13 protein-coding genes are annotated in these 16,157 nt (G+C 61.7%); 5 read left to right on the forward strand and 8 right to left on the reverse strand.

Going from position 1 to position 16,157, the window contains the following annotated elements:
- Window positions 1–15: 15 nt before the first annotated feature.
- Window positions 16–648, reverse strand: coding sequence for a glutathione transferase (yfcF, locus tag ACW9I6_RS13995; protein ID WP_102368834.1), 633 nt, complete (start codon window positions 646–648; stop codon window positions 16–18).
- A 171-nt stretch (window positions 649–819) separates the two neighbouring features.
- Here yfcF and ACW9I6_RS14000 point away from each other — a divergent pair, with 171 nt between their 5' ends.
- Entirely contained in the window at window positions 820–2,250 is a 1,431-nt protein-coding gene (locus ACW9I6_RS14000) for an alpha/beta hydrolase family protein (RefSeq protein WP_003210208.1), read from the forward strand.
- Here the strand turns inward: ACW9I6_RS14000 and ACW9I6_RS14005 are convergent.
- Window positions 2,247–2,771, reverse strand: a complete 525-nt coding sequence (locus ACW9I6_RS14005) for a DUF924 family protein (protein ID WP_256579994.1) — start codon at window positions 2,769–2,771, stop codon at window positions 2,247–2,249. The two genes, ACW9I6_RS14000 and ACW9I6_RS14005, sit on opposite strands and share 4 nt — an antisense overlap.
- 127 nt (window positions 2,772–2,898) lie before the next feature.
- Between ACW9I6_RS14005 and ACW9I6_RS14010 the strand changes: the two genes are divergently transcribed.
- On the forward strand, window positions 2,899–3,957 hold the full coding sequence (locus tag ACW9I6_RS14010; RefSeq protein WP_457339452.1) for a HoxN/HupN/NixA family nickel/cobalt transporter: 1,059 nt from the start codon (window positions 2,899–2,901) through the stop codon (window positions 3,955–3,957).
- A 198-nt stretch (window positions 3,958–4,155) separates the two neighbouring features.
- Here the strand turns inward: ACW9I6_RS14010 and ACW9I6_RS14015 are convergent, their stop codons facing one another.
- The 5 genes from ACW9I6_RS14015 to ACW9I6_RS14035 all read right to left on the reverse strand — a co-directional run bounded on the left by ACW9I6_RS14015 (window position 4,156) and on the right by ACW9I6_RS14035 (window position 11,897).
- Window positions 4,156–6,597, reverse strand: a complete 2,442-nt coding sequence (locus tag ACW9I6_RS14015; RefSeq protein ID WP_177008614.1) for a TonB-dependent receptor — start codon at window positions 6,595–6,597, stop codon at window positions 4,156–4,158.
- 88 nt (window positions 6,598–6,685) lie between these two features.
- Complete coding sequence (locus ACW9I6_RS14020; RefSeq protein ID WP_457339453.1) at window positions 6,686–7,633, reverse strand: FecR domain-containing protein; 948 nt, start codon at window positions 7,631–7,633, stop codon at window positions 6,686–6,688.
- Entirely contained in the window at window positions 7,630–8,127 is a 498-nt protein-coding gene (locus ACW9I6_RS14025; RefSeq protein WP_102606001.1) for a sigma-70 family RNA polymerase sigma factor, read from the reverse strand. The genes ACW9I6_RS14020 and ACW9I6_RS14025 overlap by 4 nt, the downstream gene beginning before the upstream one ends.
- A 247-nt stretch (window positions 8,128–8,374) precedes the next feature.
- Window positions 8,375–10,663 (reverse strand): 5-methyltetrahydropteroyltriglutamate--homocysteine S-methyltransferase, encoded by a 2,289-nt coding sequence (metE, locus tag ACW9I6_RS14030; RefSeq protein WP_457339454.1) that lies wholly within the window; start codon window positions 10,661–10,663, stop codon window positions 8,375–8,377.
- Window positions 10,664–11,051: 388 nt separating this feature from the next.
- Window positions 11,052–11,897 (reverse strand): LysR family transcriptional regulator, encoded by an 846-nt coding sequence (locus tag ACW9I6_RS14035; RefSeq protein WP_457339455.1) that lies wholly within the window; start codon window positions 11,895–11,897, stop codon window positions 11,052–11,054.
- A gap of 207 nt (window positions 11,898–12,104) precedes the next feature.
- Here ACW9I6_RS14035 and ACW9I6_RS14040 point away from each other — a divergent pair, with 207 nt between their 5' ends.
- Window positions 12,105–12,578, forward strand: a complete 474-nt coding sequence (locus ACW9I6_RS14040; RefSeq protein ID WP_457339456.1) for a GNAT family N-acetyltransferase — start codon at window positions 12,105–12,107, stop codon at window positions 12,576–12,578.
- Between the two features lie 220 nt (window positions 12,579–12,798).
- On the opposite strand, the gene ACW9I6_RS14045 is transcribed toward ACW9I6_RS14040, so the two are convergent.
- A complete protein-coding gene (locus tag ACW9I6_RS14045) occupies window positions 12,799–13,461 on the reverse strand; it encodes a DUF2268 domain-containing putative Zn-dependent protease (RefSeq protein ID WP_102368828.1) in 663 nt (220 codons plus the stop codon).
- A 184-nt stretch (window positions 13,462–13,645) separates the two neighbouring features.
- Between ACW9I6_RS14045 and ACW9I6_RS14050 the strand changes: the two genes are divergently transcribed.
- A complete protein-coding gene (locus ACW9I6_RS14050) occupies window positions 13,646–14,743 on the forward strand; it encodes a carboxynorspermidine decarboxylase (protein WP_003211413.1) in 1,098 nt (365 codons plus the stop codon).
- 29 nt (window positions 14,744–14,772) lie between these two features.
- On the forward strand, window positions 14,773–16,017 hold the full coding sequence (locus ACW9I6_RS14055; protein WP_003211412.1) for a saccharopine dehydrogenase family protein: 1,245 nt from the start codon (window positions 14,773–14,775) through the stop codon (window positions 16,015–16,017).
- The last annotated feature ends 140 nt before the right edge of the window (window positions 16,018–16,157 follow it).

Genomic DNA, 16,157 nt, shown 5'->3' on the forward strand with positions numbered 1-16,157 from the left:
TAATTGAGGAGGTGACTACAGCGACGGTCGTGCCTGCTTGACCCATTCCTGGACCGAAGGCCGTTGCCATTGGCGCTGGGCGTACGCCACCAGGTTGGCGGGCACGCTGTCACCGTTGAGGATCAGCCGATTGAGCATCACGGCCAGGTCCACGTCGGCAATCGACCACGCGCCGAACAGGTAGTCGCGACCGTCGGCCAACAGCGCCTGCGCCGCGTTGATCAGCGTGTGGGCCGCTGCTTCAGCAACCGGCGACAGCGGTTCGCCCTTGAGCCCGTAAAACACCACCAGGGTCGAGCGTTCCTGCCGAATCGGCATCAAGTCACTGCGCAACCACGCCTGTACCTGCCGCGCCCTCGCCCGCTGGCGGGGTTCGGCCGGGTACACCGGCACCTGCGGGAACACATCCTCCAGGTACTCGGTAATCGCCGATGACTCGGACAGCGCAAACTCACCCTGCACCAGGGTCGGCACGCGCCCCGTCAGCGACAAGTGCGTGTACGCGTCAGTCTGGTTCTCGGCCGTGTCGAGGTTCAACGTGAGCAGTTCAAATTCAAGGCCCTTTTCCCGCAGGGTCACAAACGCCGACATCGCGTAGGGACTGGTGAAATGGGCGTCAACGTACAGGCTCAGCGGGCGATGGTTCACGGCGACATCTCCTTGGTGGGAGCACCACACTACGAGATCGCGCCACGCAAATGAAATGCGCGGTTTTTATGGGGGCATTCCTGGCTGGAATACCATCGATAATGGCAATACTATGGCCCCTTGAACCCCACCCGTAACGCCCCGAAAAGCGGATCAAGGAACGATCACTAGATGAAACAAGCGGTTGTCGTCATCCACGGAATCGGCGAGCAGCGCCCGATGGATACCCTGCGTGGCTTCGTCGAAGCGGCGATCCCGGCGGACACCCCCGAGGCGACGCCTTTCTATTGGAGCAAACCCGACCGGTTTTCGCGCAACTTCGATTTGCGCGTGTTGAAGTCGGCGGGTCGCAACACCACCGATTTCTACGAGTACTACTGGGCCCACAAGATGCAGGGCACCAAGGTCGGGCACCTGCTCAGTTGGCTATGGGACATTTTCAAGCGCCCGCGCCGGGATATCCCGACGGCCATCGTGCCGATCTGGCGCGCCACGCGCTGGGCCTTGCTGGCCCTGCTCGTGCTGCTGGTCAGCGGTACCCTGGCGACGCTGTATGGCCGATTCCCCCACAGCGACAACCCCTTCGCCCTGATCCCGGTGCTGCTGGCGGTGATCGGCCTGGCCCTGAAGTATTCGGCACTGTCGTACCTTGGCGATGCCGCCCGCTACCTGAGCCCCAACCCGCAGAACGTGGTGGTGCGCGAACAGATCCGCGCCGATGGCGTCGACCTGCTGCGCGCCCTGCATGACAAGGGTGATTACGACCGCATCATCGTCGTCGGCCACAGTTTGGGCAGCGTGATTGCCTACGACATCGTCGGCTACCTGTGGCACGAGCATCACGATCAGTTACGCCCCGGCGGCCCGGAACTCGCCGCCCGCTACGCCAACCACGAGCGATTGCAACCGGTGGTCCAGGACACGCTGCCAAAGGCTGGAAACGCCCTCGACGGCCGCCTGCAAAGCCTCCTCAGGTTCCGCGAACAGCAAGCCGAAGCCTTTATCGAACAACGCAACCTCGGCAACCCGTGGCGCATCACCGACCTCGTCACCCTCGGCAGCCCGATGGCCCACGCCAGCCTGTTGCTGGGCCGCAGCGTGAGCGACTTCCAGCGCCGCATCGAACGCCGCGAAGCCCCCGCCTGCCCGCCGACGCTCGACGATAAGGGCTACGGCTACAGCGGCCGGCTGCCCGTCACGGTGGGCGGTCGCCCATTTTCACCCCTGTACTTGCACCATGCCGCGGCCTTCGCCGTGACCCGTTGGACCAACCTCTACTTCCCCGCGCCCCTGGGCCTGTTTGGCGACATCGTCGGCGGCCCGGTCAGCCCGGTGATGGGCCCCGGCGTACTGGACCTGCCGGTCAGCGTGGGCAAATGGAAAGGCTGGCTCGCCAGCTCCTGGCTCAGCCACACCCATTACTGGAGCGAACGCGGCGGCGCCAAGGGCTACCTGAATAAACTGACCACCGATGACGCGGCGATTACCCAAGGCGAACGTCCGTCGGCGACTGAAGCGTTGCGCTGGGCGATTGATCTCAAGGGGGTGCGGCGTTTTCGCCAGGCGGGCGTCAGAGACTTAGTGGCTGAACCCGAGGCCTAGCCCGAAAAGCCACCGTCCTCCAGGAACGCCCGCTCCTCCTCTGTCGTGACCCTGGCCAACACCTCATTACGATGAGGAAAGCGCCCGAACCGCTCGATGATGCGGGCGTGCTCCTTGGCCCAGCGGTAGGTATTGGCATCAAGGTCCTTGTTCAGGGCCACCGACAGCTGTTGATCCCCGGGATCTTCAGAATGCTCGAAGGGCAAATAACAAAACGCCCGCAACGGTGTTTCGATCGACTTGTCCATCCCCGCCTCGACCATCTGCCGCGCGTACAAACGCGCAAGCGGGTCGGTGGCGAACATATGCGCCGTGCCACGGAAGGTATTGCGCGGGAACTGGTCCAGCAGCAACAGCAACGCCAGCGCGCCTTCCGGCGTTTGCATCCAGCTCTCCAGTTCGCGCCGGGCCGCCTGCAAATGCGTGGCGTAGAAAGCCTCGCGAAAACGCCGGTCAAACCCTTCATCCTTGGCAAACCAGAGCTTGGGCCCCGCCTGTTTCCAGAACTCAATAACCGCCATTGCTGCATTTTCGATCGTCGTCACAATCCTCTCCTCACTCACTCCACAAATTTCATCATCACTCTAAACAAAATCTATAAAGTTTCGGAACGTGTCTGAATGTTTCCACCGCACACAGGTAGTGTTGATGATCCTACGCCTTGCCCAGATTTTCAGTGACTCCAGCACCCAGGTTCGCGCCAAGCTGTTTGGCATCTACGGGTTGTTGATCGGCATTAACGTGGTCGCCTGGATCTGGGCGCTGGTGGCGTTCCATGAGCATCCGGTGTTGCTCGGCACCGCGCTCCTGGCCTACGGTTTCGGGCTGCGGCATGCGGTGGATGCCGACCATATCGCCGCCATCGACAACGTGACCCGCAAGCTGATGCAGGAAAAGAAACGTCCGGTGGCGGTGGGCTTCTTTTTCTCCCTGGGACATTCTTCGGTGGTGGTCCTGGCATCCATTGGCGTCGCGTTTGCGGCCTCGGTGATGCAGGCGCGGTTTGAAGGGTTCAAGGCCATCGGCGGGGTGATCGGCACGTCGGTCTCGGCCTCGTTTCTGTTGGTCATCGCCTTGATGAACCTGGTGATCCTGCACGCGATCTACAAGGCCTGGCGCCATGTGCGCAAGGGCGGTGCGTATGTGGAGGACGACTTCGACCTGCTGCTGGCGGACCGGGGTTTCATGGCGCGGATTTTCCGCCCGGTGTTTCGCCTGATCAGCCGCAGCTGGCACATGTACCCGTTGGGTTTCCTGTTCGGCCTGGGCTTTGATACGGCCACCGAGATCGGCCTGTTGGGGATTTCTGCGACCCAGGCCTCTCAAGGGCTGTCGCCGTGGGCGATCATGGTGTTCCCGCTGCTGTTCAGCGCCGGCATGTCCCTGGTGGACACGCTGGACGGCCACCTGATGCTGGGGGCATACGGCTGGGCGTACATGAAGCCGATCCGCAAGATCTACTACAACATGACCATCACCCTGGTATCGGTGGTGGTTGCGGTGGTGATCGGCAGTATCGAGGCGTTGGGGTTGATGGGTGACCAGTTGGACCTGAAGGGATCGTTCTGGAGCTTTATCGGCTCGCTGAACGACAGTTTCGGGATGCTGGGCTACATGATCATCGGGATCTTCGTGGCCAGTTGGGCGATCTCGGTGATGCTGTATCGCCTCAAGGGCTTTGACCGGATTGAGGTGAATGCGGGTTGACCTTTTGGCTGTGCCGCCTGTTGTAGCTGGAGGTGTGGTGAAGGGATTTTTTTGTGGCGAGGGGGCTTGTCCCCCGTTGGAGTGCGAAGCGCTCCCGGCTTTTTTGGGGCTGCTGCGCAGCCCAACGGGGGACAAGCCCCCTCGCCACAAAGGCTCCCTCGCCACGGGTTGTTCATCACCTGATAGGTTTTCCCAGGCTCAGAAATCCACCGTCGCCGACAATTTCACTGTCCGCGGCTCACCCTGGGTCAGGTAGTTATTGGCCGTCGACGCCGACGACCAGTACGCCTTGTTCGCTACGTTTTCGACGTTGGCGCGCAGGGTGATGTACTTGTCATCCGCCTTGAAGCCATACCGCGCCCCCAGGTCGACGCGGGTCCAGGCCGGGATGCTCAGGCTGTTGGCGGCGTTGACGTATTCGCCACCGGTGCGCAGCATCCGTGCGCTGACCGCCGCACCCTGGATGCCCGGCACATCCCAATCCGCACCGACGTTGTACTGGAAGCGCGGCACACCCGCGGCGCGGTTGCCGTCGGTGGCACCGTTGGAAGTGCTCTTCTGTTCGGTGTCCATCCAGGTGGCGCCGGCCAGCAGGCGCAGGCCGTCGATGGGCTCGCCGAACACGTTGAGTTCCACGCCTTTGTTGATCTGTTCACCGTCGACAGTGAAGGTGTCGAACTTCTGGCCCGGGAACCGGGTGGTCGCGTTGTTCGGCTGTTCGATGCGGTACACACCCAGCGTGGCGCCATAGTTTTCCCAGTCCAGCTTCACCCCGGCTTCCGTCTGCTTGCTGCGCTTGGGCGGGAAGACTTCGCCGGGGTTGGTCACGTTCGTGAGTGGCGCCGTCGGGCCCTGGGCCAGGCCTTCGATACGGTTGGCGTAGAACGACACGTGCTCCCATGGCTTGATCACCAGGCCATAGACCGGTGTGGTGATGGACTCGGAGTACGGTGTACCCCGTGCCCCCGTGGCCGTGTTCCAACTGTCCACCTCGATGGTCTGGCGCCGCACGCCCAGGGTCAACAACACGCGATCATCCAAAAAGCCCAGGGTGTCGGACACCGCCGCACTCTTGATGCGGTTCTTGCCGACAACCCGCGGGTCGTGAATATCACTGCCGAAATAGGTGTTGGTAGGTCGCGGCGTTTGCGTCGGGTCGTACAGGTTGCCGGGCTGGCGGTTGGCTTGCAGGATCGCCTCGTAGGACGAGCGCTGCTCGCCCCAGATCCCCGACAGCCCGAAGTTCATCTGATGGGTCACCGGCCCCGTCGCAAAGTGCCCGTTCAAGCCGGCCATGGCGCTTTTGTTGTCTTCGTCATGGGGTGAATAGAGGAAGCCCACCTTGGCGCTGCCATCGTTGGCGACATACAGCGACGAATACTGGCCGTTCTCCCGAGTGTGCTTGGCGCCACCTGCCGCGTAGACCGTCCAGTTATCGTTCAAGTCATATTCGGCGTTGACCATGCCGTAGGTGTCTTCCAGCTGCGACCAGCTCCAGTCCTGGGCGTAGTTGTTCTTGGCCGACGGCGGGCTGGGCACTTTGGTGCCGGTCAGGTAGACCACCGAGCGGCCGTTATTGATGCGTTCTTTCTGGTAGCCAAAGTCGGTGGAGACCCGCAAGCGCTCGCCGCGATAATCCAGGGCAACGGCGATCAACTGCGAGCTTTTGTTTTCGTCATCCACAGCGGTTTCGCCGCCGTGCCGCGCCAGGTTGACCCGGGCGCCAAAGCGGTTGTCTTCGCCAAAGCGTTGGCCGAGGTCGATGTGGCCGCCGGCCTGGCTGTCGCTGGCGTAATCGAGGGTGACGCTGCGGGTGGGCGTGTCTTCAGCGCGCTTGGGCACCAGGTTGACGCTGCCGCCGATCCCGCTGCCCGAGGGCGACACGCCGTTGACGAAGGCATTCGGGCCCTTGAACAACTCCACCCGTTCCAGGGCTTCGGTAGTGATGATCTGCCGGGGCAGCACACCGTACAGGCCATTGAATGCGATGTCATCGGTGCTCAGCGGCAGCCCGCGAATGGTGAACACCTGGGAGAAGTTGCCAAACCCGGACGACTGGCGCACCGACGCGTCGTTGAGCAAAACGTCGCCGACGGTTCGCGCTTGTTGGTCGGCGATGGTTTTCGAGGTGTAGCTGACCACGCTAAATGGCACGTCGTTGATGGACCGATTGCCCAACACGCCGAGGCGTGCAGAACGTGCCACCTGGCCACCGGCATACGTGTCTGCCTGCGCCCCGCTCGCTTCACCGCTGATGGTGGTGGCGCCCAACTCCAACGCACCGCCGCTGGCCTGGGGCACTACGGTATAACCGTTGGTGCCGGTGCCTTGCAGGGTGTAGCCGCTGCCTTGCAGCAACTGGGCAAAACCCGATTGTGCGCTGTAGCTGCCTTGCAGCCCCGGGCTTTGTTGATCGTTGAGCAACGTGGAATCGAACGACAACGGCACCCCGGACAACGCCGCAAACTGCGCCAGCACATTCCCCAGCGGCCCCGCCGCGATGTTATAGCTACGCGCCGCACTGCTTGGCGCAGCATCTTCTGCCTGGGCGTTCTGCAGCGGTGCGACGGCGGCAAGGGCGACCGCCAGGCTCAGTGCCTTCAACGGACGGGGGCAGTACGGGAGCGGTCTGGCGGTCATGGGCATTCCTGTCGGCGCGGAGCAATGTTGAGGGTTCTCCCCTACACCGGGCGACAACGAAAAAGGTATCAGCGAAAGTTGAAAAAGATCAGCGCGGCTCGACCGTCACCCAATACCCCGTCAGGCTGCTGACCTTGACCGGCAAGGTTTCCTGCAACAGGTGCAGGCTGGCATCGGTGTCGCGCAGGGGAAACGCACCCGACACCGTGAGGTCGGCAACCGAGGCATGGCAGCGCAATACGCCGGCGCGATAACGCCCCAGCTCATCCAGCAGGTCCGCCAGGCGCATATGCTGGGCCAGCAGCATGCCGTTCTCCCAGGTCAGGGTGCTGACGTCCAGCGGCTCGACGGCGGCTACCCGGTCAACACTGAAGGCGCCCTGCTCGCCCGCCTTGACGATCACCCCCTGGCCGGCATGCGCCGCCAGCAACTCCACCGCGCCTTCGGTCACGGCCACTCGGCTTGCCTGCTCACCCACCCGCACGCTGAATCGGGTGCCCAAGGCCCTGGCGGTACCGTGGCGGGTCTGGACGATGAACGGGCGATGGGCCGAATCCTTGGCGGTGGTGATCAGCACTTCGCCCTTGATCAGCTCGATACGCCGCACCTGCTCGGAGAACGCGATATTCAGCGAGCTGCCGGTGTTGATCAGCAAGCGTGTGCCGTCGGGCAAGGTGAGGTTCCTTTGTTCGCCGATGGCCGTGTGCTGGTCGGCGGTCCACTGCTGCCACGGCACCTGCCGATACGCCAGCCAGGCCGCCGGGCCGGCCGCCAGCAACAATCCGAGCGCCTGGCGTCGGCCGAGGGATTTTTTGCGCCCGATGCGCTTCAAGGTATCGCCGGCAATCGCCGCCGGCACGCTGTTGAAGTCCCCCAGAATAGCCTGCGCCCGTTGCCAGGCCTGGGCATGCTGGGCGCTGCGGCCCTGCCATTGGGCGATGGCGCGGCGGTCCTCATCGGTGGCGCTGCCGGACTGCAACTGCACCATCCAGTCGGCGGCTTCACCGAGGATCAACGGATCAATCGACTGGCTCATGCCACGCTCAGGCAGGCCAGGAAGGCATCGCGCATGTAGCGTTTGACCGAAATCAGCGACACACCCAGGGCATCGGCGATCTGCTGATAGGTCAGGCCGTCGATCTGCGACATCAGGAAGGCCTGGCGGGTTTTTTCCGGCAGATCCCGCAGCATCGCCTCAATGCGGTACAGCGCTTCGAGGATCAGCCAGCGGGTTTCCGGCGAAGGTACATGCTGTTCGGGCAGGTGGGCGATGGTTTCCAGGTAGGCGCGTTCCACTTCCTGGCGGCGCCAGCTGTCGATCATCAGGCCCTTGGCGATATGGGTCAGCAATGCCCGTGGCTCGGCGCCCAGGTTGCCGGTGGTTTGCCGGGTGAGCAGGCGCATGAACGTGTCATGGGCCAGGTCCGCGGCATCGCTGGCGTTGCCCAGCTTGCGGTCCAGCCAACGGTGCAACCATCCATGGTGTTCGCAGTACAGGTCCTGGATATGCAGATTGAGGGGAGACGACATGCCGATCACCGGGGCGCGCCGGGCGGTGGGGCCCAAGCGTAATTAAGAATTGATCGCATTCTAGTCTGCGCGGGGTAATGCTGGCAATTTCATGATTTTGATAACGCCGGTGACCCAATGTGGGAGCGGGCTTGCTCGCGAATGCGGTGGGTCAGTCGACATCTCCAGCGGCTGATACTCCGTATTCGCGAGCAAGCCCGCTCCCACATTTTTGAGCTTCACCCGGCGTATGATTCCGGGTGTTGGATCAGGCCAGTTCGGCCCGCAGTTGACGCGCCGCAGTCACCATGTGAATCAGTGCCGCTTCGGTCTCCGGCCAGCCACGGGTTTTCAGGCCGCAATCCGGGTTGACCCACAGGCGTTCGGCCGGGATGCGTTTGGCTGCCTTGCGCAGCAGGTTGGCCATTTCCGAGGCATCCGGCACCCGTGGCGAGTGGATGTCGTACACACCAGGGCCAATGTCGTTCGGGTAGGCGAAGGCTTCGAATGCCTCCAGCAGTTCCATGTCCGAGCGCGAGGTTTCGATGGTGATCACGTCGGCATCCATCGCCGCGATGGACTCGATCACATCGTTGAACTCGCTGTAGCACATGTGGGTGTGAATCTGGGTTTCGTCACGCACACCGGAGGCGCACAGGCGGAAGACTTCGGTGGCCCAATCCAGGTATTCCTTCCACTGCGCCTGGCGCAACGGCAAGCCTTCGCGGAACGCGGCTTCGTCGATCTGCACGATCTTGATCCCGGCGGCTTCCAGGTCCACCACTTCGTCACGAATCGCCAGGGCGAGTTGCCGCGCCTGTTCTTCGCGGCTCACGTCTTCACGGGGGAACGACCACATCAGCATGGTCACCGGGCCGGTCAGCATGCCCTTCATCACCTTGTTGGTGAGGCCCTGGGCGTAGCGGATCCACTCCACGGTCATGGCTTTCGGACGACTCAGGTCACCGAAAATCACCGCCGGTTTCACACAACGGGAACCGTAGCTCTGCACCCAGCCGAAGCGGGTAAATACATAACCGTCCAACTGTTCGGCGAAGTATTCGACCATGTCGTTACGCTCGGCTTCACCATGCACCAGCACGTCCAGGCCAAGGTTTTCCTGCACTTCGACAGCGTGGCGGATCTCGCTGTGCATGGCTTCGACGTATTCGGCTTCGCTCAACTTGCCGGCCTTGTAGGACTGGCGAGCCAGGCGGATCGAAGCGGTTTGCGGGAATGAACCGATGGTGGTGGTCGGAAACAGCGGCAGGTTCAGGCCGGCACGCTGTTTCTCGATACGTTGGGCAAACAGCGAGGCACGCTGGCTGTCCTTGGCGGTGATCGCCGCCACACGGGCTTGCACCGCCGGCTTGTGGATACGCGGCGAAGCGGCACGGGCCGCCTGCACGGCACGGCTTTCGGCCAGGGCGGCGATCACGTTCGGCGCTTCAGGCTGGTTCACGGCCTGGGCCAGCACCGCCACTTCTTCGCACTTCTGCACGGCAAACGCCAGCCAGCTTTTCAGCTCGGCATCCAGCTTGTCTTCACGGCCCAGGTCTACCGGGCTGTGCAGCAACGAGCAGGATGGCGCCACCCACAGGCGATCACCCAGGCGCTCATGAGCATGCTGCAAGGTGGCCAGGGCTTTTTCCAGGTCGCAGCGCCATACGTTACGGCCGTTGACCACGCCCAGGGACAGCACCTTATAAGCCGGCAGGCGATCGAGGATGGTCGGGTACTGATCCGGTGCACGCACCAGGTCGATGTGCAGGCCGTCCACCGGCAGGTTGGCGGCCAGCCCGAGGTTCTCTTCCAGGCCGCCAAAATAGGTGGCCACCAGCTTCTTCAGCGGGTCGCGCTGGATCAGGTTGTAGGCACGCTCGAAGGCGTTTTTCCAATCCTGCGGCAGGTCCAGCACCAGGATCGGCTCGTCGATCTGCACCCATTCCACGCCCAGGTCCGCCAGGCGCTGGAAGATCTGGCCGTACAGCGGCAGGAGGCGGTCCAGCAGGTCGAGTTTGTCGAAATCACCGCCCTTGGCCTTGCCCAGCCACAGGTAGGTCAGCGGGCCGATGACCACCGGCTTGACGGTGTGGCCGAGGTCGCGGGCTTCCTTGACCTCTTCGAACAGTTGCTCCCAACCCAGCTGGAATTGCTGGTCGGCGCTGAATTCAGGGACCAGGTAGTGATAGTTGGTGTCGAACCACTTGGTCATTTCCTGGGCGTGGGCACCGCCGCAGCAGTTGTCACTGACGCCACGGGCCATACCGAACAGGGTGTGCAGGGTGGCTTTGCCGTCGGCCGGGCGGAAACGCTCGGGGATCACACCGAACATCAGCGAGTGAGTCAGTACCTGGTCGTACCAGGCGAAGTCACCGGCGGGCAACAGTTCGATGCCGGCTTTCTTTTGCAGGTCCCAGTGCGTCTTGCGCAGTTCACGACCTACGGCGCGCAGGCCGGCTTCGTCGAGCTCGCCCTTCCAAAACGCTTCCTGCGCTTTTTTCAGTTCACGATCGCGACCAATGCGCGGGAATCCAAGGGAATGGGCAACAGCCATGACGTAAAGCTCCAATGTGTTTGTATGGGAGCCATTGTCGGGATCGAGTGATAGTGAGACAAACTCATTTTATTTGAGATGATCACAAGTTCCACTCATGATGAAATGCACCGCCCAGGCTTGAGTGAACGCACGGCGCTCACGCTCCAAGCGCGATGGAGTGGGTGGGCCTTCGTTTTGCTTATCACTGAAATAGCTGGCGGCGTCTGTTTCGGTGCTCGGCCGCTCAGCATACTTTTGCTTCCCAAGCCCCAAGGAAGCCCCCACATGGAACAGCAGCCGCCACTGACCACCCTCCTCGTTCACTTCGTAGCCCTTGGGCTCACACTCCTCGGCATCGGCAGCCTGGCGCTGCTGATGGCTTGGGCCGGGCGCCTGATTTTCTAGTTCAATCGGCGGGAATATCGGCGCTCAACGTGCGGATCAACGCTTGCGCCTGAGAGTCCCGCTGCGCCGTATACAGCACCACTTCACGACTGGGCAGCGGCGGCAGGTCGAAACGCTGCTCCACGTCGACGCAGCCACCGGGCGCCATCCGCCCAACCATCGCACCGATGCCAATCCCCGCCACCACTGCAGCGCCGATCGCCAGGATCCCGCTGCCCACGAACGCCTCTTCCCAGGCACGGTTCTGCTCGGCCAGCGCCGCCATCACCATGCTGCGCATGCCGCAGGGTTCCGGCTGGATCGCCAGGGGCAACGCCCCGCCCTGGCGCAATTCGAAGTCGTGGGAAGCCATCCAGCCAAAGCGTTCGACGCCCACCACTTCGCCGTCCTGGCGACGGTTGTCGTGCCGCAGGATCATCGCCACATCCAGCTTGCCCTGCTCGTAGTTCATCAACATATCCCGCGAGGTGCCGAGGCTGAACGCCACGATCACGTCCGGGTCGGTGGTCGCCAAACGTCGCAGCCACAGGCTGAGATCGGCGCCGACAATGTGGTGGCTGACGCCCACGCGCAAGGTGCGTTTCTGCGGGCCAAAACAATTCATCGCATCCTGGTAGTTGTCCAGCAAGCGGCGGGCGCTGGCCAAAAACATCTGGCCATGGGCCGACAGCGTGACCCGTCGCGGCGTGCGTTCCAGCAGCTTGCGGCCAAGGCTTTCTTCGAGGCGTTTTATCTTCAGGCTGATAGCCGCCTGGGTGCCGCCGATGGCATCGGCAGCGCGGGTAAAGCTCTTGAGTTCGGCGACCAGGACGAACGCCTGGATGGCGTCGATATCGGGCATTTTCATGGATGGGCTGGCGATAGAGAGTCAAGACGTGACGTTAGCATGCCGCGCCTGCTGACCAAACCACTGCATGATCAGCACGCAGCCCGGGTGTGACGCCGCCGGCGATTGCACGGTTGGCCACTCGGTGGTGGACCAAGTTGAAGACCAATACGTGATACCAGGAGAGCGTTATAGTCGCTGCATCGAATAGGGAATTGAGTCAATACAGTGGATAGGTCAACGGACGGTTTGTCGATACGCACCCTCTCGGCGTTGCCCGAAGAGATCCTGGTATTGGAAGCAGAAGCCGTCGCCGAAGGATTCAGGTTTCTCACGCGACTCGTTGCAGATTGGTCCAGCGGCGCCAACCGTTTTGACCAGCCAGGCGAATGTCTTTTGGGTGTATTCAGCAACGGGCAGTTGATCGCCGTTGGCGGTTTGTCCCATGACCCTTACGCAGGTCCGGAGGTTGGCAGGCTGCGCCGGGTGTACGTCGCACAGGCATCAAGGGGACGCCAGGTGGGCAAAGCGTTGGTAGGCCAGCTTTTGGCACGCGCGGCGCAATCCTTCCATGTCGTGCGCCTGTCTACCGACACCCACGAGGGCGCAAGCTTTTATCTGCGCTGCGGGTTTGAGCCGGCACAGGACGAACATGCAACTCACGCTAAATCATTAATTGATCAGGAGGCTTCATGCAGGTGATCAACGACAACCGGCCTGAATACGTTCGGGGGGAGATGACGGTTTGATGTCAGTGTGGGTGCGTTTTTGTCATGTGGGAGCTGTCGAGCTTTAGCGAGGCTGCGATAGCGGTGTGTCAGGCAGCTTATTTTATCGGCTGTGCCGCCGCCTTCGCAGCCTCGCTGAGGCTCGACAGCTCCCACAGGGGATAGGGGTTGTTTGGTGGGCTTGTGTTTCAAAGTCAGGCCACCAACCCCGCTTTGGCGGCATTGGCGAGTATGTCTTGGGCGGGTACATTGACCCATGTGGCGGCGTCCACCTCGCCCTGTTTTGCCAGCCAGGCCTCCACCATCTGGTAGCCCAGCGTGTATCCCAGCCATCTTGGCCGCGCGCCGGTACCAAAGAACCATTCACTGTGATCGTAATACGTGGCGTCTAGAAGCTGGCGGTCTACCGGGGCACTCAGCAGTTCCTGGGGGGCAAGCGCCCGCTCCCACAACTCCGGCTCACTGCCCAGCACCTGCCGCACAAACTGCCCGGCCAGGCCCTCACTGACCATCGCCTCCCCCAGCGTCCAGCCATAACCGGGGCCCGCCATGCGCAGGCAATGGTGCACCTCATGCACCACGTGTCGACGCAATGCACCGCTTCGCAGGCTGGTGAGGAAATTCGGGTTATCGGGATCAAGGGTCATGCTGAACATCGTGCTGCGATAAGCACGGCCCACCAGGCCGAGTTCCGGAAGGGTCTCCCCCGGCAACCGCTGGATCAGGATGTCCAGCCGCGGCGGCGGCAGCAGTTGCGCGATTGCCTCGTAGGCGACCTCAAACTCTCGGATCAACTCCGGGCGAAACTGCGCCAGGCTCCCCGAAGCTTCCAGCCAATGCAGCGTCCATGCGTCCATTCTCACCTCTCGTCGCCCAAGCCGTGGTCCGTTATCAAAGCGGCTCATCATACCTACGGGCTGTCATATTCACAGGCCAGCTTATAACCGGGCCAGCAAATTCCGCTGACTAACCTTTCGATCTGTCCCAAGTGCGGGCACAATGCGTGTCCTTTTTTGGCAGGCACCGCCGCAGGCTCTGAAAATGATCAAAACGCCGTACTACCTCATCGACAAACAGAAGCTTCTGGTCAACATGCAGAAGATCGCCTACGTGCGCGAACAGTCCGGCGCCAAGGCTCTGCTGGCCCTCAAATGCTTCGCCACCTGGTCGGTGTTCGACCTGATGCAGGAATACATGGACGGCACCACCTCGTCGTCGCTGTACGAGCTCAAGCTGGGTCGCCAGAAGTTCGAAGGTGAAGCCCACGCCTACAGCGTGGCCTGGGCCGACGATGAAATCGAGGAGATGCTCGACAACTGCGACAAGATCATCTTTAACTCCATCAGCCAGCTGCAGCGCTTTGCCGAGCGCAGCGAAGGCAAGACCCGCGGCCTGCGCGTCAACCCGCAAGTGAGCAGCTCCGACTACCTGCTGGCCGACCCGGCGCGCCCGTTCAGCCGTCTGGGCGAGTGGGACCCGGTGAAGATCGAAGGTGTGATCGAGCAAATCTCCGGCTTCATGTTCCACAACAACTGCGAGAACGGTGATTTCAACCTGTTCGACCAGATGCTCAACACCATCGAAGAACGCTTCGGCGCGCTGCTGCACAAGGTCAACTGGGTCAGCCTCGGCGGCGGCATCCACTTCACCGGTGAAGGCTATGCCATCGACGCCTTCTGCCAGCGCCTCAAGGCGTTCTCGCAGAAGTACGACGTGCAGGTGTACCTGGAACCCGGCGAAGCGGCGATCACCAACAGCGCCTCCCTGGAAGTGACCGTGCTCGACACCCTCTACAACGGCAAGAACCTCGCCGTGGTAGACAGCTCCATCGAAGCCCACCTGCTGGACCTGCTGATCTATCGCCTGAACGCCAAGCTGGCGCCAAGCAATGGCGAACACACCTACATGGTGTGCGGCAAGTCGTGCCTGGCCGGGGACATCTTCGGTGAGTACCAATTTGATCAGCCGCTGGCCATCGGCGATCGACTGTCGTTCATCGACACGGCAGGCTACACCATGGTCAAGAAAAACTGGTTCAACGGCCTGAAAATGCCGTCCATCGTAGTGAAACAACTCGACGGTACAGTCGAAGTGGTTCGTGAATTTGGTTACGACGACTACCTGTCCAGCCTTTCGTAAAGCGGACAGATAAAGGAGAGATAAAGCAATTGAAAAAGAACGTTCTTATCATTGGTGCAGGAGGTGTCGCCAAGGTGGTGGCCCACAAGTGCGCGCAGCACAACGACGAACTCGGTCGTATTGCTATCGCGTCGCGCAACATCTCCAAATGCCAGGCCATCATCGACAGCGTCAAGGCCAAGGGTAGCCTCAAGGTACCCGCCGACATCCAGGCCTTCGCGCTGAACGCTTTGGACGTGGAAGCGACCAAGGCACTGATCCGCGAGACTGAATCGCAGATCGTCATCAACGTCGGTTCCGCGTTCCTCAACATGTCGGTACTGCGTGCCTGCATCGACACCGGCGTGGCGTACCTCGACACCGCCATCCACGAAGAGCCGGGCAAGGTCTGCGAGACCCCGCCGTGGTACGGCAACTACGAATGGAACCACCTGGAAGAGTGCAAACAGAAGAACATCACGGCCATCCTTGGCGTGGGCTTCGACCCGGGTGTGGTCAACGCTTATGCAGCGCTGGCGCAACAAAAGCATTTCGACCGCATTGATTCGATCGACATTCTCGACGTCAATGCCGGCTCCCATGGCAAATATTTCGCCACCAATTTCGACCCGGAAATCAACTTCCGCGAATTCACCGGACAGGTGTGGAGCTGGCAGAACAGCCAGTGGACCAGCAACACCATGTTCGAAGTCAAACGCACCGACGACCTGCCTGTGGTCGGTTCGCAGAACCTGTACCTGACCGGCCACGATGAAGTGCACTCGCTGTCGAAAAACCTCGACGTGCCCAATGTGCGTTTCTGGATGAGCTTCGGCGAACACTACATCAACGTGTTCACCGTGCTGAAAAACCTCGGCCTGCTCTCCGAAAAACCGGTCACCACCGCCGAAGGCCTGGAAGTCGTGCCGCTGAAACTGGTCAAGGCCGTGCTGCCCGACCCGTCGTCGCTGGCGCCTGGCTACACCGGCAAGACCTGCATCGGCGACCTGGTCAAGGGCACCAAGGATGGCCAGCCACGCGAGCTGTTCATCTACAACGTGGCCTGCCACGAAGAAGCCTTCGCCGAGACCGACAGCCAGGGCATTTCCTATACCGCCGGCGTACCGCCGGTAGCCGCAGCGCTGCTGGTTGCCCGTGGCGAGTGGGACGTGAAGCACATGGCCAACGTCGAGGAACTGCCGGCTGAGCCGTTCCTGAAGGCGCTGGACGTGATGGGCTTGCCGACTCGAATCAAAGACGAGAACGGTGACCGTGCCTGGGATGCGATTGCCTGACAGGCGATAGTTGACCGAACAAAAAAATGCGCCCTCAGGGGCGCATTTTTTGTTGGGGCTCACATAAATATCAAAGAACAATGAAGATCAAAATGTGGGAGCGGGCTTGCTCGCGAATGCGGTGTGCCAGTCACTGCATC

The sequence above is a fragment of the Pseudomonas sp. SDO5522_S412 genome, assembly GCF_054071215.1.